We start from the raw sequence: 24660 nt of genomic DNA, 5'->3' as shown, positions 1-24660 counted from the left end.
CTAGTTTCAATGGATTTTTAATATAATGATATAGTATTAGTGTTAGAGCTATTATTAGAAGGTTAAAGATATGTCCACAGGTAGTATACAAACAGATCAATTATTTAAAGGTCTTACAAGACCTGCAATGCTCTTTGGTGTGAGTTATATGTTTGCAATATTAAACGTCCTGATTTGCATGCTAATTTTCATTAATTCAAATGATTTAAGAGTGATTCTCTTAATGTTACCAGGTATACATGGACTTGGTTATATAGCTTCTGCAAAAGAACCGTTGTTTATTGAATTATTTATGGTAAAATTGGGAAAGTGCTCGAAATGTTTAAATCGTTTTTACCATGGAGCCAATTCTTATGATATTGCTTAACGTTGTGTGATGCTGAGGTTTAGGGCTATTCAATCAAAGAATAAATCTACTCTGAACAGGGAAGTTCACGCTGCTGAATTTATTCCTTATTCTTGCTATTGGAATAGCACAACCTTGATGACAAAAGAAAATTGGTTGGTTAAGGTTATAAAATTAAGTGGTTTTGCATTTGAAACTGCCGATGACGAGGATTTAGTCATACAGAACAACATCAGGAATCAGATGCTAAGAAGCATTTCATCTCCGGCATTTAGTTTGTATTTTCATACTATCAGACGTAAGAAAAATATTTTTTCTGATGAATTTGCAAGTCAAGGTTTGCCGAATTTTTTCGCTAATCACGTAAATCTAAAATGGAGAGAAAAACACGCAACAAGGCAATCATTTATTAATGACCTATACATTACGATTATCCGTAGAGCGGACACAAAAGGAGTAGAATTTTTGTCACATCTACTAAAAAAATTCGGACATGTAACTTCAAAACATGCTTGGGAAAGTGATATACGTGCCACGTATGAAGATTTAGAGGAAACGACAAATCGTGTAGTGACAAGCCTTAGAAATTATTCGCCTAAAATTCTTGGAGTAAAAGAAACTCCAGATGGTTTGTTCTGCGAAATAATGGAGTTTCTATCTAGAATCGTAAATTGTGGCTTCGTTACAAATACGCTTTTTCCGCTAAGAACTGAAATATCAAGATACTTACCAGTACATAGGTTATTCTTTGGCCGTAAGATGATACAGGTTGTGACTCATAATGAGAGTAAATATGCTGGAATAATTAGTATCAAAGAATATGGAAATCATACTTCTGCAGGAATGCTTGATTCGTTTTTACAACTTCCTTACGAGTTTATAATTACGCAATCTTTTCAATTTATAAACAGGCAAATGGCGATTGGAAAAATGCAGATACAGCAAAATCGAATGATACAGTCTGCAGATAAAGCTATTTCTCAAATAGCAGAAATTTCTCAAGCGCTTGATGAAGCAATGAGTGGTAAGATTGCGTTTGGTCAACATCACCTGACTATTTTATGTATAGAAAAAAGTCCTAAATCATTGGATAACGCTCTGTCGTTGGTAGAATCAGAGCTTTCTAATTGCGGTGTTTACCCTATACGTGAGAGAGTTAACCTTGAACCAGCATTTTGGGCGCAAATTCCTGGTAATTTCGATTATATAGTGAGAAAAGCTACAATAAGTAGTCTTAATTTGGCTGGATTTGCATCTCAACATAATTATCCTACTGGTAATAAATTCAATAACCACTGGGGAGATGCCGTTACAGTTTTTGACACGACATCTGGTACTCCATTTTTTTTCAACTTTCATATAAGGGATGTTGGACACACTATGATAATTGGCCCAACTGGTGCTGGTAAAACTGTTTTAATGAATTTCCTGTGTGCCCAAGCGATGAAGTTTTCTCCAAGGATATTCTTTTTTGATAAAGATCGCGGTGCAGAGATTTTCTTAAGAGCACTTAGTGGTATCTATACTGTAATAGAACCAAGAACTAAAACAAATTTTAATCCTTTACAACTTGATGATACCTCTGATAATAGAACATTTTTAATGGAGTGGATAAAGTCTTTAATTTCGGTATATAATGATAAATTTACTTCAGAAGATATTGCACGAATTAATGATGCAATTGAAGGAAATTTTAAATTAAGAAAAGAAGACAGATTCTTGAGAAACCTCGTACCGTTTTTAGGGCTTGCAGGTCCTGATACTCTAGCTGGGGCAATATCTATGTGGCATGATAATGGTTCTCATGCTGCAATATTTGACAATAAAGAAGATTTGCTAGATTTTTCACGAGCAAGAGTATTTGGTTTTGAGATGGCTAGCTTGCTCAAAGATCCTGTTGCTCTTGGACCGGTCTTGATTTATTTATTTCATAGGATTAGTATATCTCTTGATGGCACTCCATCTATTATCGTTCTTGATGAGGCATGGGCGTTAATAGATAATCCAGTTTTTGCACCCAAGATAAAAGACTGGTTGAAGGTACTGAGAAAACTAAATGCTTTTGTGATTTTTGCTACTCAGAGTGTTGAGGATGCAAGTAAAAGTACTATTAGCGATACGCTTGTACAACAAACAGCGACACAGATTTTTTTACCAAATCTGAAAGCTACTAGTGTCTATCGGGATGTTTTTATGTTAACTGAACGTGAATATATATTAATTAAGCACACAGATCCGAGTACTAGATTCTTTTTGGTGAAACAAGGAGTCAATGCTGTAGTAGCTAGAATAGACTTAAAAGGCCTGGATGATATAATCAACGTATTATCCGGACGTGCAGAAAGTGTTCTATTGTTACACGATATATTAAATGAAGTTGGGGACAACCCAAAAGTATGGTTGCCTATATTTTATCAGAAGGTAAAAAATGTTTAAGACTAAGCTGTCATTGCTATTAATTGCGATATTTTTACTAAATATAGACTTTTTACTCTCATATCCAGTGCTTGCAGATGGAGTAAGTGGTACTGACAAGACAGAATTTGTTAGCAGATTTAATTCCACTGGCAGTTTTAGTCGTGCCTCTAATCCTGATTGTGGAGCGTTTAAAACAGCTGCAGCACTTGCTGGAATAGCGATTGCTGTTGGCGCAATATTTACTGGCATTGTTTTGATCGTTTCTTCTGCTGGTTTGTTTACCGCTCTTGTTATTGTTGGAATGATAGCTGCAATTGTTGGAGTCTGGAAAGCTATAGGAGGACTTGTTGTTTGTGAACATAGTTTTGTTAAACACCCAGTTGCACGTGACCATGATGGAAAATACAAAAATTTTAAATTAGAAGACACAGGTTATAGTGGCTGCACCAATGAAAATTACCAAACAGAAGAGGAATATTTTTCTTGTTTGCAAAATAAAGCTCGGGAAGACGTGAACAAAAAAGATTATGACGGGAAAAGAGCAGAAAAAGAAGCCTTAAATTCTAACGTTCAGGAGAGTACAGAGAGTTATTACTGGCCAAAAAATGGTGTGCAATACAGTGAATATATAGAAGTATGTCATCGAAACCCTTTAACTTTTGGTAATCTTTTTAATAAGGTAGACTTTAATTCCAGAGGAAAACCTGGATACATAGACTTTGATGTCAGGGAGAAAGACACTGGATACGTAGATGGGTCATGGTCCTCGAAGGTTGATGGTGGTCTGGAATGTAGAGTTCTCAAAGCAGGACAGAGCGAACCCATACATGGAGCTACATTCAAAGCAGTGAGAAAAACGGGCAGATTATGTGTGGAGTTAGCCAGTGTTAGCATGCTTGGTATCGAAATGACTCCTTGGCCGCAAGGGGTTGATATGGGGTGCACGGAATTGCCACCTGACCCACTTGCTCCTATGTGTGAAAAATCTGTGATGATATTCAAAAATAAAGATGGTACAGGAGAGGAAAAAGTTACTATTGGTAATAATGATGACTATAAAACTATTATCAGATCTAAAGAAAAAGGACTCAACGGACAAGGGGGGAAAATTTTTGTAGGTTATGATAATGCTGGCTGTTTTAGCTCGTATGTTTCTGAAGCTTGTTATAACCAGGCAGGGAGTAAATCATTAGCTCCTATTCCCGTAACTTCTATGATAGTGCAATGCATTAAGGAATCATTAGATAATTTAGTTGCAGGTAAAGGTGCACCAAATGGTGAGAGTTTTATATCTGTAGCACAGAAAAGGCTGAAAAACACTGTAACTGCTGTTTTAGTTTTAGCTTTAATACTGTTCTCTATAAAAGCCATGTCTGGTGGAGTTCAGAGGCCTCAAGAAATGTATATGTTGATCATAAAATTCGCTTTAGTGATTTACTTCACAACAGGCAGTACCATGTCTCATTATTATGGAGAATTAACTCGTCTCTCAAATGGTTTGTCAGAGATAGTGCTAAAAGCATCATCTGAAAGTAAAGGCATATGTAATTATAAAGCAGGTACAGATTATGAATATACTCGTGCAGGAAAGAGGGTATCTTACAGTTATCTTGCACCTTGGGATAGGCTTGATTGTAGAATTTTATTTTATTTAGGTGCCCCTTTAGATGGAATTGGTGGCAAAATTGGTACTGGAGGTGTTGCAACGTTAGCAGTCTTGCTTGGTGCTGCTCCTGTCTTATTAGTTGCAGGTTCGGTAATCGGTATTATTTTTGCTGGTGGACAAATTTTAGTAGCTCTTGTCTGTATATTTATGGCCGTTCTGATGATGATGGTTATTTTGTGGCTGTGCTATGTATTTATTTTATCTCTAGTTGCTTTAAGTGTAATCATCATTTTATCACCTTTGTTCATTCCTATGGTTTTATTCCAACACACCAAAGGATATTTTGAAGGCTGGGTGAAAGAGTTGATTACCTATAGCTTATACCCGGTTATCCTTTTTGCGTTTTTGTCCTTTATGTTCATAGCATGTGATAAAATCTATTTTAAAAATTTAAATTTTGAACTGGACGAGTCATATAAAAATGAACAACCGGACAAGTCATATGAAAAGAAACAAGCAGAAATCTCATATAGTAAGAAAAAACAGTGGTTTAAATTGAAAGATGGGGAATGTGATAAAAATGAAACTACTCTTGCATGTATGATGCAAAATTATAGCTTTAAAAAGAGCAGCATACTTGGTCTATTCGACTTTACATACATGGAGTTTGGCAGCTCTCTCATCGGAGAATTATTAAAATTGTGTTTAGTATTATTCCTCTTTTACCACTTTTTAAACATTCTTCCTGGCATGGCTGCTGAACTTGCTGGTAACCATAGAGCAGCACTTGGCTCAGGTCAGACACCTGGACAAATGGTGGGCAAAGCTTTATCTGCTGCCAAAGCTGCTGCTGGGGGTGTTGCTGGAGTTGCTGGTGCTGCTGCTAAGAAGTTGAGTGGTGGAGACAAGAGTAAATCTCGAGGTTCTGGTTCTAGTAGCTCCGAGAGTGTTAACAAAAGCACTGAATGAGTTGGATTTATGCTAAAATTTTTGCTGATAATACCGTTTTTTTTTCTGTCAGGCTGCGGGGAACATCACTGTATTAAGCCAGAAAATTTATCAGGTTTGCGTGAAAAACTAGATATAGTGTCAACAGAGCAGAAATGGGTTGATTCTGGTGTTAATATCTCAGATAGAATAAGAGTAACAGAGATTGATATAGTGCCTAGTAAGGTTAATTTTTGTCCTAAGCAGTATGCAGATTTTGCAATTGGGCCTGGGAGAAATGACGTTGCATTACCATTTGCACTTAAAAAAGGCGATACGATAAGCTTTAGTGTGATTGGAAGTAAAGTGTGTAAAGATAAAGAGAGTGAGACAAAAATCAGGTATTTGAAAATCGACGAAAAGTGTAGCGAGCAAGAAACGGAACATTTTGCACATGTTTTAAATCAAGAGAAATGCCAAGGTGGCAAGGATGGGATATGTCCTAATAAATATATAATAGGCGATGCGCAATGGTTGAGTGGAAGAGAGTACTGGTTTTCGAAGTTAGATCAAGATGAAAGAAAAAAGGAAATTGAAAATATTATTAACTCTATAAAACAAGGAGAGAATATAGATTGCAGCAAGCTTTCAGAGAGCAGTGCAAGTAAGATAGATACGCACATTTTAAATTCACTCTGTAGACGTATATGTAAATTTTCTTCTGGTCGTAGAGGCGAGGATTGCGTGTATATTGAATATAATAATATAGAAATTGAGCTATTCAATGCTTTAAATTCTAGTGGTGAATCTGTTGTTGCTGAAATTATTAGTAACGTATTAAAGGGAAAACAGGTAAAAACTGACATTACATTTCTAAAAGTTGGTATGGATAATGAAACTCTTGAACACATTCCAGGTGGTGGTTTATGTACTAGTTGTGATCATAAGATGGAGAATGACCATCAAATACCAAGTTTAACTTTTAGTCTATGTAGCAGAAATGACAAGAGCTGCTACAATACAAATGACAAAGGCGGGTTCAACATAAGAGTAACGAAGAACCATAGTCTGGAAAATAGCTTGTATATAAGTGTTTCCGATAAATTCCCTGAGCATAAGCCTGGTGAAAATCAAGCGGATATATCTGTAGATATCAGCAAAGTTCATGACATGGAAAACTTGAAAGGAAAATTAAAAGACAAAACAGGCACCATATATTACGGAATAAGAGACCATGGCTGCGATTACAAAAATGAAGGTCAGTTTAGCATTAACCTAACAACTCAAGAGCCACCTACAAAAACTTTTAGTGCAATATATAATTTCTTTGATGAAAAAGTGAAAACTGCATTTTTCGGCTCTAATTATAAAGACCCTAACGCAATTCACTCTGATACTAGTCCTGTAAAGTCTCTTTACGAAAGTTTTATAAAATCAAGCAGAACAAATACCATTAGATCTACTATAATATCACTATTAGTACTATATATAATCTTATATACTCTTTATTACTTTTTTGGATTAACTCATATTTCTATATATGAGTTTTTAATTATATGCGTAAAGATAGGAATCATCGCTCAGCTATTGCAGGATAATAGCTGGGACTTTTTTTATAACAACGCATTCTCTATATTTATTAACACTCCAAAACAACTAATAGAAATAGCAAATTTTAGAGGCACTACTTCAAATGTTTTTGAGTTTCTTGATTTGCCGCTCAATAGGTTCTTGTCATCGCATTCAGTATTGTTAATAGTATCTCTTATATTTTCTGGCCCTTTGGGCATTGTATCTTTTTGCTTGGTGATTTGGGGTTTAATCACAGTGAGCTTATCTATTTTTAATGCCTTATTTTCTTTTATTACATCTATAGCAATAGTTGCGTTATTACTTTCTTTAGCACCTATTTTTATTATTTGTCTTTTATTTGCGTATACTAGGCAGATGTTTCAAAACTGGGTTAAAAATTTAGCAAGATTTGCAATTCATCCAGTGGTCCTTTTAATTTTTATATCACTGATAAGTCAGGTTATGGATTATATTGTGTATTCAGTATTTGATTTTGAGGTCTGCTCTACATGTATACTTAATATTAACCTAAAGATTTTTAACCCTTGTATTTTTTATGGTTATGCTTCCAAATATACACCTAATATTACCGCTATGATGGCTTTTGTTATTTTGGGACACGCTATGAAAGCTTTAGTTGAAGCTTCTTCGGCAATATCTGACTCGTTGTTTGGTGCTTATGTAGCAAGCGAACCTGGAAGACAGTATCAACAAAGCTTAATGGGAACAGTAGGGTTAGATGAACGAAGCGTTCAAAGAAGAGAAAGAGGAGATGCCTCTCAACAGTCAGGTACGTCAAGACCTCAAATACCACAAGGGACTCAAAGGTCAACGCCTCAGATACCACAACCAGGAAGACAGCAATGATAAGTAAAAGATCACTATTATTGATACTGTGTCTTGCAATCACTGGTTGTAATATGGATTGTGTCGAGCCTGGGTTGCAGAGCAAAAACACCAGCGTTAATGTGGATGTTCCAGTTCGTAAAGCCGATAAAATTCATTGGGTTGATTCTGGTCAGGTAATTAGTCAGGGTGAGAAAATCAAATTCACCCTCGATGGATCAGTAAATTTTTGCCCTTTTAAAGAAGACAAAAATCCAAGGAAAGTACTTGTGCCAGCTAGCTTTTGTGCTGATGGCTCAGAACCAAATTATAGTAAGGCTGCGGATATTAATAGTGTACCTAACAATTATGGTGTTAATGAAAGTAAAAACGAACTATGTGGTGGCAAAGGATTTGGCAGCAATAGACGTTATGTGGACACTGGAATTAAAGTAAATCCTGGTGACAAGTTAAGCTTCAGCTTAGTTCCCAGAAAAATAACAATTGATTACGACAATCCAGAAGGGAAAGGCATCAATTTTGATGACAATTGTTATAAAGCTGTAGAAAATGACCGTAAGGAAACTGTATATAAGAAAGCTACAGTGAGTGAAGTACATCAGGGGGGAGAGTTTTTTTGTGATGGTAAAGATGGTACAAAAAATAAAATACAATTTTTACCTCTTGATAAAACAAAAGCAAAGGAAAGCAAAGTGCTAGTTGGCAATGGGTATACCCCATATGATAATAAGGTGCATTTTAATAAAGGTTATATTCAAGACAACGAACCATGGGTATATGGTTCACTACTTGATTTACGCCGCGCTAAAATAGGATTGAACGAGTTATGTGATGGAAAAAACTGTAGTCTTGATGAGAGAAAAAAGTACTCCTCCTATGAGCTTAACTGTTACCATCAAAATATATGCTATACTGAGAAGGGTATATGGAACTATGGTTTAGGTCAAGCAGGAGAACGGAACTGTGTCTCCTCTATAAGGTATAAGAAGTACGATAAAGGAAATAAATGTGATATGTATTCTTATCTAGAAAAAATGGAAGGGAATGTTAAAGCAGGTAGTTTTACTGAAGATGATAAATCTTGGGCTGAGGCTCTTGTTGCAAAAATTGGTGATCCTGATGATAAAAATATCGCTAAAGGTATTCAATGTCTTCCAAAGAAAGAGGGTGCAAAAGGGGATAATATGTGTTTGCAAATTGGCGATAACAATAAATTCGAGGATTTTTCTCTGGAATTGAACAATGATTATCCAGTAAATGACGAGGTAACGCCCGGTAGTAGTGTGATGCTCGCTATCGCAGATTATGGTCATTATTACTATAATAGAGGAGGGTACCATGTTAAGGTGACTAGATCATGTGAATATATTAATGGCGAAAAATTATATGTATATTTAGGTGATGAGCCACCTAAAGATTTGCATGGTGTGGGAACTAATGATTTTAAAGTGGTAGGAGTGAGAGAAAGAGTAAACGGAAAAGATGAGTACACCATATTAGATGTAATAAGCGGAGAACACTTTCAGAACGAAGAATCTAAGAAGATATATTTCGGCATCAATGTAAGCAACGTAGAGAGAGATGACATTACAGATAAAAATGGCAAATATTATGAAAATAATAAGTACACAGTAACTTTATTTGTTAAAAGAAAAATTAATGATTTTATTTCATCGAATGTAAACGGGGTATTTAAACTTATAAAAGAAGAAGTAATTGGGGACAGCGTTAAAGATTCATACAAAGGATATGCAAGAGGTCTTCTTCAAGGGGTAAGAGCTTTGCTTACTCTATACGTTATATTTACTGTCGTTGGCTATATGCTTGGAACAATACAGCTAAGTAAATTTGATTTCATTGTAAGAATGTTCAAGATAGCATTTATAGCTTTTGCCTTTAGCGATAGAAGCTGGGAACTTTTTGGTACAACTTTATCCAGACTTTTTATAGATGGTAGCACTTATTTAGTTGATAGTTTTTCTGGCTATGTAGGAGAAGGGGAGAGAAAATTTGCATTCTTAGACTTGACAGCAGGAGTATTATTCACAGCAGAAACTTGGCTAAAGTTTTTATCGTTGATGCTTTCTGGTCCTTTTGGCGTTATTGCATTTTTGGCAATACTCTGCGCTACTTATGCGTTTTTAAAATGCATTATTAGTGCTACATTGAAATATGTAATATCTACTGTTCTAGTAGCGTTTTTACTGTCATTAACACCTTTATTTATCGTATTTATTCTATTTCAAAAGACTAAACCCTTGTTTGATAATTGGATAAAAACGTTGGCTCATGTTTCATTAGAACCAGTCATTTTATTTTCATTTTTATCTCTTTTAAATCAGTTGATGTATTCAGTTTTATATAACCTCACAAATTTTTCTGCATGCTATCAATGTTTAATTAGCGTAAATTTCTTATCGTATGATCTGTGCTTGATGAAATCAATACTGCCTCTTGGATACAGTCCTGGCACTAGCGTTGATGTTGCACTCAGTACCGGAGAAAGGGCTGGTGGACACTTTGCAGCATTACCTATAGACCTAATCCAGGCGTTTATATACCTCATTATTGCCGGTGCAATGGAAGCTTTTGTTTCTATATCGGAAACTATGGTACAAACACTATTTAGCTCTGGTTATGGAGTTACTGGCGGTGTTGGTACAGTTGCTAAGAGCGCATCGCAAGCTATGCTGTCAACCGTTGGCCTTGATGATAAGACCCAAAGTATGATACAGAGTATCAAGCAGAAAATGAGTAAAGATCGGGGAAAAATTGAGGCTAAATTACCTAACACACCAAAGCAACCAGACAAAAAAGAAGATTCTAAAGGAAGTTCTGATAAAACAACGAGTGATAGACCTAAAACATTAAAACAATCAGATCAGCAAAAAAATTTTGATGAAACAATAAGAAGTGATCCTAGTGCTAAAGCTAAAAACAAGGAAGAAAATGGAGAGGAGTAAGATATAAATGATATTATGGAGTAACTAATTAAAAAGATATTTTAAGTAAAGTTTTAGAAATTTATTCTGTATTTGGAAAAAGTTTAGATATGCAATCACGTTTAGGCAAATGTTGGTTTAGGGTATTACTTCTTGCAGCTTATGTGCTGATCACAGGTTGTAGTAAAAACGATATGCCTTTTCCAAGGTGTATATCTGCTGACTATTTTGGTCCTAAACCTATTGCAGTAAGCGCTCATTTTTCAAGCGACCACGATGCGTTTATTCCAGGAAATGGAGAAGTTGTTGATCCTGAAACTGGTGAAATTAATTATGGTTTTCACCATAACCAAGTGGTGGAGTGGGAGGATACCGGGCTCGAAACCAATGGAGATAGTTTAAAAGTGCGAGTGAATGGTGCATGGACATCTTGGAGTAATAATAACAAGAAGGAATCTAAAAAAGGCAGTTATACCTTACAAAGCTTGGAGCAGTTAAAATATGCAACTAAATTTGAAGGCAAGTCAGGTGATAATAGTCTACCTGACTTTCACTTAGTTTGTAATGATTACAAACCTAGTGCGCCACAGAAAATTTCAAGTAAGTCTAATGCAAGTTGCACTGTAAAGTGCAAGTGCATTAATGAAGATGATAGCGCAAATACAGTATCACGTGGTGCTCCATGTTGGTTTACCAACGGTCATGGTGCTTATCTTTTGTTTCAAAGGCCTGGTGACGATAGTCCTAACAAAGATTTGAAATCTATGCGCAATCCTTCATCTCCTACTGTACATCTAGGTTACAACTCCGTGGCAGAGAATGGGAGCGGTCTTTTTGCTTTAGACAGAGATAGCACTAAATTAAAGGACAGAAATTGTGACCCGGTGAAATTAAAAAAGGGATGGAAAATATATGTAAAAATATTAGATAGATATTACTTAGATAATGTAGGTGGCTACTCTTTTGAGTTCTTAAGTGGAGTGCGGCAACCGAGTGGGGTTGAGTTTTTTGATTATATTTATAACTATCTAAAATGTGTATTATTGATTAACGAAAATTGCAAAGAACATTTTAATAGCAATGATCCTGCAGTTGCACAAGCTATGTTCGAAAATATAGCTGAAAAAAGTACGAGCTTTCACAATTTTGTTCTTTCCTTGCTTGTTCTATTTGTAATGATTTCATCGCTTCTTTATCTTTTTGGCATGATACAAGAAACTAAGCATGATATGCTCATCAGAATGATGAAAATCACTCTAGTAATAGTGCTTATATCTCCTGGAAGTTTTAGATTTTTCTATGATCATTTTCTTGTTTTATTTGTTAAAGGTCTTGAACAATTGATAAGTATAATTACTAATTTTGCTCCCAACATGAACACCGGAAGTATTGTTCAAGGAGATGAAGCTAAGTTGTTTAGCTTCATGGAGGACATGTTCAATAAGTTTTTTGCTTATTCTGTTTGGAAAAAGTTTGCAGCGTTTTTACATTACCAAATGTGGGCAAGCCTTCTTATGATACCGGCAATTTTCATAGGGATTGTGCTATACTTCTTGCTGTGCTTATATGCTTACATAATATTTCTCTCTGGTTTTATGGGTATAGCTTTTCTTATAGCCATTATGCCACTGTTTCTAATTTCTATTTTATTTTCACCGCTGAAAAGTCTATTTGAAGGTTGGATAAAATTCTGCATCAGCTTTTGTTTACAGTCGATTATGATATTTGCTCTCTTGTCATTACTGGCTTCCATTATAATGAATACCTTTTATAGGCAGTTAGGTTTTACTGTATGCTACAATAAATGGTTCGAGGTAAAGTTATGTGCTCCAAAATGGGTGTTTGGTGGTTTTTGTATCGTTGATAAGCAGTACTTTGGTTGGACCCCAGGGCAAATTTTCGTACCTTACACTCTTGGAGAAGCTTCTCCGCTGAACGTAGATAAGAACATAGAAGGTATAGAAAAGATAAGCAGAGAAGGTGGTACAATAAAATTTACTGGCGGTGCTGGGTATATCCCTCTTCCACCGGATTACATTGAAAAAGGGTTTCGTTATATAGATTATCCTTTCTTTAACCCAATTCCTGGTACTAAAGAGAATCCAGCAGACCATTATATTGCAGAAAGTGATATGGTAGTAGATAATAGCTGTAGTGTAAAAGATTTAGTGCGTTTAACAAATAGTTTATCCCATGCATCAGAAAAAGCTGATATCTTATTATTGATTAATAATATAAGTAAAAAGACAGAAATCTATTGTAAGCAGCCAGGAAATGAAAGCAGGTGTACTAATTACAAGGAAATCATAGAAAAAGTAATTCTACAGCCAAGTTTAAAAAGTGAAATAAAGTCTTTAGTGCAAGATATAATTAGACAAGATGGGAGCTGCCAATCACAGAATTTTTATAAGGTAAATAGAAACTATCAAGAAAATAGTGATTACCAAAGGGTGCAAGACATACAGAGAGGTTATTTAATCAATGCAGGGGAAATCTTTGTATTATTCCTGCTTTCATTTTTAATGTTCTCTTTACGCGAGTTCGTACAACAAATGGGCTCAAGTATCGCTGGTGGTGGATTCAGCGTTTACAATATATCTAGTATGTATCAGGCATCGCCTTTGACTGGCATAATGGAAGAATTCAAACAGCAGTGGCAAAATTTTGCTGGTAGAGGACTTGAGTCTTTAGGCAGTTGGGCTACTCATTTACCGGATAGATTAGCCGGAGGTGCAGCTAATCTGCTGGGGAGAGTACCAAGAGTTGGAGGAGTGCTGAAATACGCTATTGATGTGCCACGTAAATTTGTAGGTGCTACTATTGAAGCAACAAAATTTGCAACATCACCTAAAAATGACGTTGATAAACTTGAGGAAAAGATCTACAGGGCATTTGGAGTTGATAAGGAAGATATTACACACAGAAGGATCGGTAAATATTTAGATTATTATAAAGGATACGTAGGATCACATTTGGGCTATACAATAGAAGATGCTATGAAGTTTACTTGGGAGCATGGCCTTGATTCTATAGGAGTTAGCCGTCGTACAGGAGAAAAAGATGGTTATCCAAATAACTTACTTTTTAGAGCAAAATCGCATAGGCAAGATTTCTTGAATAAGCTTCATGATGACACCATAGGCCGTAAGAGAGAACCAGAAAAAGACAATCCTGATCAATCAAATAAGGTAGAACGAGAGTTAGGCACGGAACTAGTAAGAGATAACCATGATCAGCCACTAGAAGAAGGCGACCCTCTTCGACTACGAGGGGGAGGTCAGCCAGATAAGGTAGTACGAGAACTAAGCACAGAACAAGAAGACAAGCCTAATCAACTACAGCATGATCAGCCAACAGAAGAAGATAAGCCTGATCAATCAAATGAAGTGACACGAAATTTAGGCACGGAACCAAAAGGTTCAGATGAAATTGATGATTTTGGATCTGCTTTTGAAGGTATGGAAAAACGTGCTGAAAGAGAAGGCAGAAGAAATCAAGATAAAGTTTATAACCTCTCACCACTTTTTGAAATGAACACTCCAGAAGCTGTAGAAAAACGTGCTGAAAGAGAGGAAAAAAGAAATCGAGAAGACAGTAAAAGGAAATTACCGGAACCAATGAGGAAACCAGATGCAAAAGGAGATGAGAAGAGGATTGAAGATGAAGACTAATAAAAATTTCAAAGGCCTTGATTATTATAAATTGCAGCAAGACAAAGATGGCAACATAAAGTTAAATGACTACGACGACATTTTAAATGCGCGTAGGGCAAGGGTAGACTTGTTGCGGGATAACACATCACTTGACAAGGATGTCAATTTTGCTAAATTGAATAAAGCTTTGAGTGAGAAATTTGTAGATAATCATAGTTTATTGTCTGAATTTGATAAGGAAGACAAAGAGATTGTACAAGAAAGGATTAAGGTGTTTAGTATTTTAGAAAGTCTTGAAGACCTTAAAAGCGTGAAAAGTGAAGATCTGTTAGAGGTTAGCTTACTGCTGTCAGATCTTAGCTTCATAGAGAGAAATGTTGTACTAAATACCGATCAGAATTCTGATCTAGCAGGATTTAAAAACCTATTTATTGAAAAAAAAGCATCTGGTGAAGAGTATAGTGAAGAAGAATGTAGAGGCTTTCTTGATAATATAGATAAAATCAATACTATAATTAAGTTAGAGTTAGAAAGCAGAATTGAAGGGCTAAATCATGATGAAAAAAATGATCATGATGATTTACAAGATGAGATTGGTCAAGCAATTAATGCAGCAGGCAAATCAGAAAAAGATAACTGATGAGTCTTGTGTTTGTGTTTTTCTTACAAGCGACTCGATAGCTTCTCTCTATTAAACTGCTAAAGCCATATTGACATTAATCATATAGTATAAATAATTAATTATTTTGGAGCTTATTTAATATGCTACGCATCATTGCAGGCAAATATCGCGGAAGAAAAATAACTACAGGTAAGCATTTAGCTGCACGGCCAACTATGAGTATTGTCCGAGAAGCAATATTTAATATGCTTTCCTCAAGAAAACCTATTTATAACTTGAATGTACTTGATTTATTCTGTGGTAGTGGTTCTTTTTCATTTGAAGCGCTTTCTCGCGGCGCTAAACATGCATTTATGGTAGATTCAGATTATTACAATTTGCAATTGCCTAAAAAAACAGCAGAAGATTTTGGAATTACGGACAATGTTACGCTAATTTGCTGCAGTGCTAACTGCTTACCACAACCTATTTCAAAATGTGACATAGTTTTTATAGACCCACCTTACAATAGCAATCTAGTTGAATCAACGTTGAATGGACTAGCTCACTCAGGCTGGTTAAGTGATGATGCATTGATAATTCTAGAGATTAGGAAAAACGAAGATTTTGAGTGCAATAAAAACTTCAGTATAATCTTGGAACGCACCTACGGTATAGCGAGAATAATTTTTCTTTCTCTATTAACTTGAACTTGCATATACTTTTCATTGATGAGTTCCAGTTCTATTTTCGTCAAGTTTCCGGAGAAATTACTTATTCTGTACTGCCCTAGATCAAAATTTTTATTAAATTCAGAGTCTATTAAATATTCATGTGCTTCTTCAATAAATTTATTTTCTTTTTCTTCGTAACTGGTGTATTTTGTTGTACCATTATTATCCTCACGATAAACTAAATGTTCTTTATGATCAGCATGAATATTTTTATTTTCACAAACCTTTTCAGGATCGTGCTCAAGTACTTTTCTACCAACAATCAATAGCTTATAAGAAATTTCCTATGATTCCTTTTAAGCGAGTTTTGAATTTTTGAAATGTCATGACATTGTTGATACGGTTATCAAGAAACGATAAAGTATCCACAAAATCTTCTGAATAATCATTGATAAAAAAAAGTATCGTACTTAAGTACACTCCAGCTAATATTGCTCTTTTTGTATAGTAGTTAAAATCTGTTGATTGGTCATGAATGCCATACCAAATCGCACTAATAGTTCTGTATAAAAGTTTACTAGAAAAATATGTATTTTTTGGTGATACGGAGAATGATAAAACATTTTTTAAAAGTTCTCTATAATTCGGTAGCTTAGCATAGTTTGAAAGGTGTATTTGAATAGCTAACTTTACTCGCTCTCGCACTTTCATATCTTCTAAATTAGAATTTCTTAATTCAGCTTCCATTGAGCTATTTAAGTCCTCTGCTATGTGCTCCAAAGCGCTATATATTCCATTCTGAAATTTGCAAAAGCTATTAGCTAGATTAAGGTCAGTGCACACCTTTAATAGGGTTTCATCGCTTATCCCTTCAAATGGAATAACCCTAATTAGCTTATCTATTATTAACTTTTGTTCCACGCAACATCATACTAAACAGCATGTGTGATTGTACCTGAGATTTTCAAACATTCTACAAAATGCTTCACCACGTTCCTCGAAATTTTTCCATTGATCAAAAGAAGCACACGCGGGAGAAAGTAATATTGTTACTTCTTCTGCGCTATTTAAGGCCTCTTCAAAAGCCAATCTGAATGCATCTTCTAGATTGCAACATTTAACATAATCTACTTTATTCTCCATAACATTTGCAAAAGCTTCGGTTGATTCTCCAATAAGAAAAGCTTTTCTAACCCTTGTAAAATGCTTGCTTAATGATTCTATTCCACCTTTTTTGCTTCTTCCACCAGCGATCCAATTTATGTTTTCATAAGATAAGATCGCCTTTTCGCTCGATTTTGCATTAGTTGCTTTGCTATCGTTCACGAAAAACACATTTCTTATTTTGCCAAGCAGTTCATTCCTATGCCTCAGTCCTGAAAAGGACTTGATTCCATTGATAATAGTGTTGCTATCTACTCCAAGTACCTTACATACGGCATATGTGGCTGCTATGTTTTCTGCGTTGGATATTAGGTTTATTTTCACGTCGCTTACTGATAAGCTATGATTCTCTAGTTTTAACGAGATCTTCTGGATCCCAGTGCCCCTTTTGTCATCGAAGTAGCTGACACTGGGATCCAGATAATTTCGATCTATACCAGTAATCTGTTCACTATAATCAAGCAAATTGTTACCTGCCAATGATATTAGATCTCTTGCACCACCCTCTGTCATCTGAGTAGTTGGCAATGGTTTTTCTTTTCTGGATTCCAGCGTCACGCGCTGGAATGACATCGGGGAATATGTTACTGAGATTGGAATTTTGTCTCCAGTGAATTTGTTGAATATATCAGCAGTAATCTCATTGTCACATCCTATTACGGCAACCTCACTACCGTTTATCAGTTTTAATTTAGTTGCTATGTAGTTCTCCATACTTCCATGCCTATCTATGTGATCTGGTGTAATATTGAGCAGTGCTGAAATGTCCACGTTAATTTCATTCATCAACTCCAATTGAAAAGAGGAGAGTTCGATTACATAAATTTCTGCATCTCTTTCTAGATCCAAAACAGGAACGCCTAAATTTCCACCAATAGCTACTTTTTTCCCTGCAGATTTTAATATGTGCCCTATTAGTGATGTAGTGGTTGATTTACCATTTGTTCCTGTGACGCCTATTACCTTCTGGTTCGTAGTTTTAGCTTCAAGAAATAGCTCAATGTCTGATTTTATTTTGCAATCAAATCTCCTTGCAAGTTTTACTATCCAATGTGGCTCTGTTGGCACTCCAGGGCTTAAAACCAATGCACTGATCTCATGCCAATTGTATTCCTTGGGATGAATAAAATTACATTTTTTATACATCATTTTTGTATTTGCTATTTGCTCTTCATGATCATCCCATGCATATATTCTTGCACCACTCTTTGTTAGAGCGTTAATGGCGGATAAACCAGTTTTACCAAGACCAAAAACCGCGACGTTTTGATTTTTGTATTTGTTTAGTTGCACTGCTAGATAACTTATGCGAACCATTTTATAAAGATATCGTACAAATTACAACAGACTTCTTTCGTAGGTTACAACTGTCATTCAATAGAAACAAAAAACTTCCTTGACAAACTCCGCCAGCCCCCTTATCATGAAACTGAAGCTATTTATTTATCTTCGCAATCTGTGCAGGTTAATGACAAAAAACTTAGGGTATTTGGCGTCTCATGTTTAATTTTTCGCACTACGTGCATCGCATGTCTTTAAAAATCTCTGGGTTTTTACCTATATAAGCCGAAACGCGCTTACAAAGCGTTTAAGACAGCAAAAAACGTCAAATTGACAAGGGAGAATTTGAATGCTAGCTACTACGGGGTTTCTTTGCCTTTTTTCCTGCTTAGTAAATTTCTTAAACACTTGCGGTGTAGGTTAGTTGCAGTTAAAAGCAGCTAAATCGCTCTTAATCAAGCGTTTTAGAATAAAAAAAACGCCGATATTTTAGTACATGGTAAATAGCCAACCACCACGGGGTTTCTTTTGCCTTTTTTTTCATTTGGTAAATTTCTTAATGTTTATGGCTAAAGATTACACGAATGTTGCAATTACAAAAGCGTTTCTACTAGGAGGATGTCATCCCAGTGCTTGACACTGGGATGGCTTTGTTGCATAGCAACTGAAAAAATCTGGTGGCTACTGACAAAATTCATTATAAAATAGCCATTTAACCTTGAAAGAAAAAATATGCCACAAAAAATGAGGGTCAGTAACCATAGCGAATATAACAAATTTCTAGAAAAAAGAGGAAATATTTTTCATTATATCAACGAAGCCATAGAAAAGTGGTACGAGAATGGTCCAAAAATACCAGGTGGCAACAATATTTATAGCGATAAAGTTGTAATTTTGGTGCACATAATAACTTGTTTATTTAGAATAGGCCTGAGGCAAACAGTTGGGTTTATAGCAGGATACCTTGAGCAAATTGGGAAAAATTTGCAAGTTATCAGCTATTCACAATCATCAAGAAGGTTTAAGAAACTCAATATTAAGATCAATGATTGCAGAAAATAATATGGAAGATATCGAAATTGCTATAGACAGTACAGGAATTAGTATATACAACAACACTCCTGGTCATAGCAAAGAAAATAGCGAAGATAGAAAGTATCGCAGCTATGAACAGACAAGAAAATTGCATGTAATGTTGAATACAAACAGCAAAAAAGCCATAGCTGTAAAATACAGTAACGGCTGATCACTATGGAGCTTGTGATTTGCTAAAAGAAGTCGATTTTCAGTATGTCATAAAAGTACTATATGCAGATAGGGCATATGACAGAGAAAAGCTCTATAAGCTGTGTAATCAATATGGTATAAAAACGAAAATTCCTCCGAAAAACAACGCAGCAGAGCATCCAAAGTTAGACTATATGGCTGAGAGAAATTCTGCAGTCAAGCTCATAAAGTCATATGATGAAGATGGTATAAAGAAGTGGAAAAAAGAGATGAGTTATGGAAAAAGATCTTATATAGAAAGTTTTTTCTCGCGACTGAAACAAACATTCGGGTTTAGTTTTAGGAATAAATCTGAGACAAATAGAGAGAAGGAACTACTTGTTAAATGCTATTTGCTCAATAAGTTCACTGATATTGGTATGGCTAAATTTGAGATAGCTTCATAAATTTATTGTGCGTTACCTACTATCCGAAGAGCGATGCAACAAAGCCATCCCAGTGTCAAGCACTGGGATGACATCGGAGAGTAAGTTGTTGTGGTTTTTTTAGTAAGTTGCTCAATTGTCACTGATTCATTTTCTCTAAAGTCACCTACCATAGTTCTTCTTAATTTTGTAATGTGTCCAAAACAATTTAATGCAATTCCAAGATCACGAGCAATTGATCTTACATATACACCACTACCGCATATCATAGAAAAATTTGCACTATTATTTATCTTACTATTACCCACAAATATAAATGTACTTATAAATAAAGTATTACAATATTAAAGTTTGCAAATATTGAGGGTATAAAAATGGCAAACGAGAGTAATGAATGGGCTAAAAATGAATTTGGAGATGCTGTACTTGTAGATAAAAGATTAACTGACCGATTAGTAAAGATTGCTGATAGTTTGATAAGTTTACCTGAAAGCTCAATTAATGAGGCATGCGGAAGTTGGTCAGAAGCAAAAGCAGCATAACGTTTTTTTCAAAATGAGAACGTAAAAGAAGTCGATATTCTAGCTTCACACATTGATAAAACAGTTGAAAGAACAAAAGCTCATAAAAGAATTCTTGTGATTCAAGATACAACTTATATTTCATACTCAAGCCATAAGCGGATTGGGAACTATTGCTGGAAAAGGAGCAGTAATGCATACAGCCCTTGCTGTTAGTACGGAAGCTGGGAATACTGGATCAAAAGATTTACTCGAGGCAACTCATTTCTGAAGAAGAAAAAAGACTAAAGAGCCATCGTAACAACGTTCATATTGAGGATAAAGAAAGTATGAAATGGCTAGAAAGTTTAAAGAAAACAAATAATATTATAGATCTGGCCCAAACCGAAGCTATAACTGTATGTGACAGAGAAGCAGATATGCATGATTTTTTTGAACTTGCACATAATCTTAACTCAGCAATTTTAGTAAGAGCTCGCCACAACAGAAATGTAAATAAAAAATTCATGCATACCAGGAACAAGCAAAAATTATGGTCATTTATCCAAGGCCTCCCTTGCGCTGGAAAAGTAGAAGTTGAAATCCCTGCTAGAGATAACAAGCAAAAAAGGACAGCGTTTTTAGAAATTAGATTCGGAAAATTTATCACATGAAGGCCATATAAAATGTAAAGAAGGTCACATAAAATATAAACCGACAGAGTCTACAACTTCACGCAATTCATGTTGTTGAAAAAAACTCTCCTCCCGAAGCAAGTCCTCTAGAGTGGATGCTTTTTTCCGGTCAGTACTTTTGAAGAAGCTGTTGAAAAAGTTAGTTGGTATTGTTTGAGATGGAAAATAGAGATATTGCATAAGATTTTAAAATCTGGTCTCAAAGTTGAGGAATGTAGACTTGGAACAGCAGAAAGATTAATGAGGTATTTAACAGTCATGAGCATTATTGCTTGGAGAATTTTCTTTATTACATCAATTGCAAGAACTAACCCAACATTACCATGTACTGCCTTATTAGCTGAGGAAGAATGGAAAGTTTTATATGTTAAAATACACAGGAAACCATGTCCAAATATAGCCCCTACTATAAAAGAAGCCGTTTCGTGAACTTGGAGGTCATTTAGCAAGAAAAAGCGACCCAAAACCAGGACCAATTACTCTTTGGAAAGGGTGGAGACGTCTCTTTGATCTAGCAGAAGGATGGCGACTTGCTCACGAACCTCATATTTGTGGGTAATAGTAAGATTTGATATGCTGCCAACACTTATGTTCAAATTAAAAATGTCATTTATGATACTAGCCACTTCACGCTTTGAGTTTTTGTAAAATCCGCTGAGTGCTGCAATTATAGACTTAACCCTTGGACCAAATGTATCTGGCGTAACACCTTCTGGTAACTTGCTACTTTTTCTTTTTCTGCATCTCCAACAACGACCATGTTCCAATTACTACATAAGGCCTAATTTCCGGAAGATCAACTTTTTGGTGAACATAAGGTTTTTCGCATATTACAAGCTCTCCTCCGCATTCGCAAATATTAGGCAACTCTATTTTTACTACTTTATCCGCTTCCATTGTGGCATGAAAATTTCCTTTATACCCAACCTGATCGCCAACATTCCTTTCGCTTTTTGGCTTGTCCTTTTTTGTTTTGTACAATTCTTTAGAGCTCGGTAGAGATGAATTTTTCGAGTTTAAACCAAGCCTTTCCTTTAATTCAGCGTTCTCTATCTTTAAAGCTTTATTTTCTGCTTTTAAGTTTTCTATCTCTGCTTCCAGTTTTTCTATTTTTTGCTGTAAATTTTTGCAAAGTTCTAAAAGGTTTACCACATTACCTCACTTTTGCTCTATGATTATCTTTTTAGATCACTTTGTCTACCTTATTCTACCACTCCGCTGAACGGATACAATTTACTAAACAGAAAAAAAGGCAAAAGAAACCCTAGGGTAGCTAGTTATTCACTATCCATTTTTTAAGTTGGCGTTTTTTAATGTTTTAAATAGCGCATTTCAGCTTATATTAGGTAAAAACCTAGAAATTTTATAAAGACATAAGGTGCACATAATGCAAAAAATTAAGCATGATTTACGCCAAATACATTAAGTTTTTTGTCATTAATCCACTGCAGAGATTGCGAAGATAAATAAATAGCTTCAGTGTTATAATAAGGGGGCTGGCGAAGCTTGTCAAGGAAGTTTTTATGATTTATCTAACGAACTTTACACTTGCTAAAGTTGTACCATCTTGGTAACTTTAACTGAAAGAAGTTATTTTTTATCCAATATGAAAAAAGCCTTTATATTCACATCCTTAATAGCAATTATATTGATAGTTATTACTTATTTATACAGAAACGACGGAACTAATGACTCACAAGTGGTAAATGTTTATTCATCGCGCAAAGAAGAATTAGTACGTACTTTGTTTGATGAATTCACGAAAAATACAGGTATTAAAGTACGTTACATCATTGATGATTATTCTCAGCTACTTTCACGAATGGAAAACGGTGGTGAAGCTGACTTATTTTTGACTGCTGATGCAATCAACTTAATTCTAGCAAAAAAAAGAGGACTTTTATCTCAAGTAGATTCAGAGGTTTTAAAAAGTGTTATACCTGCAAGATTTAGAGACAGTGAAGATTATTGGTTTGGTCTTACAAAAAGAGCTAGGATATTGGTTTACAATAAAGAGTCAGTAGACCCTAAGGACTTAAGTACTTATGAAGATTTAGCAAATGAAAAATGGAAAGGAAAAATATTAGTGCGTTCTTCTACAAGTCCATATAACAGATCGTTAATTGCTTTTATGATTGCAAATAATGGTTTTGAAAAGACGAAAGAATGGGTAAGCGGAATTGTGAGCAATATGGCAAGAAAACCAAGTGGTGGTGATACTGATCAAATTTACGCCGTAGCAGCGGGTGAGGGAGATGTTGCAATAGTAAACAGCTACTACTTTGCGAGAATTCTTTCATCAGAAAATAAAAAGAATGTTGCAGACAAGCTAGGGGCTTTTTCTCCTAATCGCAACGATCACGGTGTAATGGTAAACATCAGTGGTGCAGCAGTAACAAAAAACGCAAAAAACAGGGAAAATGCTATAGTCTTATTGGAATTTTTAGTAAGCAAGCAGGCTCAAGAGTTATACGCTAAAAAAAACCAAGAATATCCTATTATTGAAGGCGTTGAAACTTCCGATATACTAAAATCTTGGGGAAATTATTCACAAAGTGATTTGCCTCTAAGTGAACTTGAGAAGCATCTTTTTGAGGCTGTTATGATAGCAGATGAGTGTAAGTGGAAGTAATCTCCAGTGCCACTAAACATTGGGATGAAAGATTTATGCTAATGTACCTTACTCTTAACTTGCTGAACTTTTTCTTCCTTCTAACTTAATTTTGACTTTACTATCTTTTTCCGTTCTTCCACCAAAACAATTGCTGCACAAGAGGTCTATTGAAAAACGATAATAAGAAAGTAGAATTGGTTCAAGTAGTTGGATAACAATTGCATGTTAAAAGGAAATTATGAACAAGAGAAGGAATTTGTTAAACATCTCAGACCTTACAGTCGATGATGTAGAAAATATAACTAAGTTGGCCAACCAGTACCTTAAAAAAGAAGTTGCAAATAGTCATATCTTGGAAAATAAGACAGTAATAAATTTATTCTTTGAAGATTCAACGCGTACACTTGCGTCTTTTGAAATAGCAGCAAAAAGCCTTGGAGCAAATGTTGTAACTTTGCCAATAAGATCTTCTTCTATTAACAAGGGAGAAGATCTAAAAGACATGATCAAAACATTAAATGCAATGAATCCTGATTACATAATAATCAGGCATAAAAGTAGTGGTATCATTAATACACTGGCAAAGTATGTTAACTGCTCGCTAATCAATGCAGGCGATGGAAGTAGTGAACATCCAACTCAAGCTCTTGCAGACTATCTTGTAATCAGCAATCACAAAAAGCAAATAAAGGACCTCAAAGTTGTGATATGTGGAGATATTCTGCACAGTAGAGTTGCAAGATCAAATATAAGATTGCTAAAAATGTTTGGAGCAGAGATAAACTTGGTCGCACCACCAACTTTGATTTGTAAGCATTTTCCTGAAGTAGATTCAGTCCATTATTCATTAATTGAAGGTATAAAGGATGCTGACGTAATTATGCTTTTGAGATTGCAGAAAGAGCGCATGAATAATAGTTCTTCAGAGAAAGAATATTTTCATTTGTATGGACTTGATTTACAAAAGCTATCATACGCAAAACCAGATGCGATTGTTATGCACCCAGGGCCAATAAATAGAGGGATTGAGATTAGCAGCGATGTAGCAGATTGTGTTATTTTACAGCAAGTAGAATTTGGATTGGCAATACGTAAGGCAGTGTTGCACTATTATAGGCCTTGCTAATATTAAAAGATGCTACACAACTAATGCAAAAGGGGGGGCATGA

General features: G+C 35.3%; 16 protein-coding genes and 3 pseudogenes. 14 read left to right on the top strand and 5 right to left on the bottom strand.

Annotated features, from left to right (window positions below; genetic code table 11):
- Positions 1 to 70: 70 nt before the first annotated feature.
- From ABWU32_RS07290 to rsmD, 8 genes are all read left to right on the top strand, one after another.
- A complete protein-coding gene (locus tag ABWU32_RS07290) occupies positions 71 to 367 on the top strand; it encodes a type IV secretion system protein VirB3 (protein WP_007548615.1) in 297 nt (98 codons plus the stop codon).
- 9 nt (positions 368 to 376) lie between these two features.
- Positions 377 to 2782 carry a VirB4 family type IV secretion/conjugal transfer ATPase gene (locus ABWU32_RS07285; RefSeq protein ID WP_265028067.1) on the top strand — a complete coding sequence of 802 codons (2406 nt, stop codon included), beginning with the start codon at positions 377 to 379 and terminating at the stop codon, positions 2780 to 2782.
- Positions 2775 to 5339: a type IV secretion system protein gene (locus ABWU32_RS07280; RefSeq protein ID WP_015589248.1), complete on the top strand. Its 2565-nt coding sequence runs from the start codon at positions 2775 to 2777 to the stop codon at positions 5337 to 5339. Before ABWU32_RS07285 ends, ABWU32_RS07280 begins: the two co-directional genes overlap by 8 nt.
- Before the next feature lie 9 nt (positions 5340 to 5348).
- A complete protein-coding gene (locus ABWU32_RS07275; protein WP_174516845.1) occupies positions 5349 to 7736 on the top strand; it encodes a type IV secretion system protein in 2388 nt (795 codons plus the stop codon).
- Entirely contained in the window at positions 7733 to 10678 is a 2946-nt protein-coding gene (locus tag ABWU32_RS07270; protein ID WP_174516844.1) for a type IV secretion system protein, read from the top strand. Before ABWU32_RS07275 ends, ABWU32_RS07270 begins: the two co-directional genes overlap by 4 nt.
- An 89-nt stretch (positions 10679 to 10767) precedes the next feature.
- On the top strand, positions 10768 to 14328 hold the full coding sequence (locus ABWU32_RS07265) for a type IV secretion system protein (RefSeq protein WP_353278628.1): 3561 nt from the start codon (positions 10768 to 10770) through the stop codon (positions 14326 to 14328).
- Positions 14318 to 14950: a hypothetical protein gene (locus ABWU32_RS07260; protein WP_010082417.1), complete on the top strand. Its 633-nt coding sequence runs from the start codon at positions 14318 to 14320 to the stop codon at positions 14948 to 14950. Before ABWU32_RS07265 ends, ABWU32_RS07260 begins: the two co-directional genes overlap by 11 nt.
- A gap of 122 nt (positions 14951 to 15072) precedes the next feature.
- The gene (rsmD, locus tag ABWU32_RS07255) at positions 15073 to 15621 is read left to right on the top strand and encodes a 16S rRNA (guanine(966)-N(2))-methyltransferase RsmD (RefSeq protein ID WP_141457227.1); all 549 of its coding nucleotides are present in this window, start codon (positions 15073 to 15075) and stop codon (positions 15619 to 15621) included.
- On the opposite strand, the gene ABWU32_RS07250 is transcribed toward rsmD, so the two are convergent.
- Genes ABWU32_RS07250 through ABWU32_RS07240 form a run of 3 tightly spaced genes read right to left on the bottom strand, consistent with a single transcriptional unit; the run spans position 15579 to position 18066 of the window.
- Positions 15579 to 15911 (bottom strand): hypothetical protein, encoded by a 333-nt coding sequence (locus tag ABWU32_RS07250; RefSeq protein ID WP_006279274.1) that lies wholly within the window; start codon positions 15909 to 15911, stop codon positions 15579 to 15581. The genes rsmD and ABWU32_RS07250 overlap by 43 nt on opposite strands.
- 4 nt (positions 15912 to 15915) lie before the next feature.
- Complete coding sequence (locus tag ABWU32_RS07245) at positions 15916 to 16506, bottom strand: COQ9 family protein (RefSeq protein WP_010082414.1); 591 nt, start codon at positions 16504 to 16506, stop codon at positions 15916 to 15918.
- Between the two features lie 6 nt (positions 16507 to 16512).
- On the bottom strand, positions 16513 to 18066 hold the full coding sequence (locus ABWU32_RS07240; RefSeq protein ID WP_353278627.1) for a Mur ligase family protein: 1554 nt from the start codon (positions 18064 to 18066) through the stop codon (positions 16513 to 16515).
- Positions 18067 to 18762: 696 nt separating this feature from the next.
- Between ABWU32_RS07240 and ABWU32_RS07235 the strand changes: the two genes are divergently transcribed.
- From ABWU32_RS07235 to ABWU32_RS07225, 3 genes are read left to right on the top strand one after another with little or no spacing between them, the layout of a single operon-like run.
- The gene (locus ABWU32_RS07235) at positions 18763 to 19092 is read left to right on the top strand and encodes a transposase (protein ID WP_007548762.1); all 330 of its coding nucleotides are present in this window, start codon (positions 18763 to 18765) and stop codon (positions 19090 to 19092) included.
- Complete coding sequence (locus ABWU32_RS07230; RefSeq protein ID WP_010082383.1) at positions 19076 to 19276, top strand: hypothetical protein; 201 nt, start codon at positions 19076 to 19078, stop codon at positions 19274 to 19276. Before ABWU32_RS07235 ends, ABWU32_RS07230 begins: the two co-directional genes overlap by 17 nt.
- A 19-nt stretch (positions 19277 to 19295) precedes the next feature.
- Positions 19296 to 19703: a transposase gene (locus ABWU32_RS07225; protein ID WP_007548764.1), complete on the top strand. Its 408-nt coding sequence runs from the start codon at positions 19296 to 19298 to the stop codon at positions 19701 to 19703.
- Positions 19704 to 19750: 47 nt separating this feature from the next.
- Here the strand turns inward: ABWU32_RS07225 and ABWU32_RS07220 are convergent.
- Positions 19751 to 19975 (bottom strand): annotated as a pseudogene (locus tag ABWU32_RS07220) (tRNA pseudouridine(55) synthase TruB); the annotation flags it as partial.
- A gap of 81 nt (positions 19976 to 20056) precedes the next feature.
- Here ABWU32_RS07220 and ABWU32_RS07215 point away from each other — a divergent pair.
- A pseudogene (locus ABWU32_RS07215) lies at positions 20057 to 21436 on the top strand (IS4 family transposase).
- A gap of 7 nt (positions 21437 to 21443) precedes the next feature.
- On the opposite strand, the pseudogene ABWU32_RS07210 reads toward ABWU32_RS07215, so the two are convergent.
- Positions 21444 to 22029: pseudogene (locus tag ABWU32_RS07210) on the bottom strand (DUF6444 domain-containing protein); the annotation flags it as partial.
- Positions 22030 to 22483: 454 nt separating this feature from the next.
- Between ABWU32_RS07210 and ABWU32_RS07205 the strand changes: the two are divergent.
- Both ABWU32_RS07205 and ABWU32_RS07200 read left to right on the top strand, forming a co-directional pair.
- A complete protein-coding gene (locus ABWU32_RS07205) occupies positions 22484 to 23509 on the top strand; it encodes an extracellular solute-binding protein (protein ID WP_353278625.1) in 1026 nt (341 codons plus the stop codon).
- A 220-nt stretch (positions 23510 to 23729) separates the two neighbouring features.
- Positions 23730 to 24617 carry an aspartate carbamoyltransferase catalytic subunit gene (locus ABWU32_RS07200; RefSeq protein WP_015589239.1) on the top strand — a complete coding sequence of 296 codons (888 nt, stop codon included), beginning with the start codon at positions 23730 to 23732 and terminating at the stop codon, positions 24615 to 24617.
- Positions 24618 to 24660 lie beyond the last annotated feature (43 nt).

Source organism: Wolbachia endosymbiont (group A) of Udea olivalis (genome assembly GCF_964028365.1).
Classification (GTDB): Bacteria; Pseudomonadota; Alphaproteobacteria; order Rickettsiales; family Anaplasmataceae; genus Wolbachia; species Wolbachia pipientis.
This window is presented reverse-complemented; position numbering and strand designations above follow the sequence as displayed.

Bases quoted from the DNA above. Each gene is read 5' to 3' on its own strand.
- ABWU32_RS07275 (WP_174516845.1), top strand. From the start codon at position 5,349: ATGCTAAAATTTTTGCTGATAATACCGTTTTTTTTTCTGTCAGGCTGC.
- ABWU32_RS07235 (WP_007548762.1), top strand. From the start codon at position 18,763: ATGCCACAAAAAATGAGGGTCAGTAACCATAGCGAATATAACAAATTT.
- ABWU32_RS07285 (WP_265028067.1), top strand. From the start codon at position 377: ATGCTGAGGTTTAGGGCTATTCAATCAAAGAATAAATCTACTCTGAAC.
- ABWU32_RS07265 (WP_353278628.1), top strand. From the start codon at position 10,768: ATGCAATCACGTTTAGGCAAATGTTGGTTTAGGGTATTACTTCTTGCA.
- ABWU32_RS07230 (WP_010082383.1), top strand. From the start codon at position 19,076: ATGATTGCAGAAAATAATATGGAAGATATCGAAATTGCTATAGACAGT.
- ABWU32_RS07290 (WP_007548615.1), top strand. From the start codon at position 71: ATGTCCACAGGTAGTATACAAACAGATCAATTATTTAAAGGTCTTACA.
- ABWU32_RS07205 (WP_353278625.1), top strand. From the start codon at position 22,484: ATGAAAAAAGCCTTTATATTCACATCCTTAATAGCAATTATATTGATA.
- ABWU32_RS07260 (WP_010082417.1), top strand. From the start codon at position 14,318: ATGAAGACTAATAAAAATTTCAAAGGCCTTGATTATTATAAATTGCAG.
- ABWU32_RS07280 (WP_015589248.1), top strand. From the start codon at position 2,775: ATGTTTAAGACTAAGCTGTCATTGCTATTAATTGCGATATTTTTACTA.
- ABWU32_RS07240 (WP_353278627.1), bottom strand. From the start codon at position 18,066: ATGGTTCGCATAAGTTATCTAGCAGTGCAACTAAACAAATACAAAAAT.
- rsmD (WP_141457227.1), top strand. From the start codon at position 15,073: ATGCTACGCATCATTGCAGGCAAATATCGCGGAAGAAAAATAACTACA.
- ABWU32_RS07200 (WP_015589239.1), top strand. From the start codon at position 23,730: ATGAACAAGAGAAGGAATTTGTTAAACATCTCAGACCTTACAGTCGAT.
- ABWU32_RS07270 (WP_174516844.1), top strand. From the start codon at position 7,733: ATGATAAGTAAAAGATCACTATTATTGATACTGTGTCTTGCAATCACT.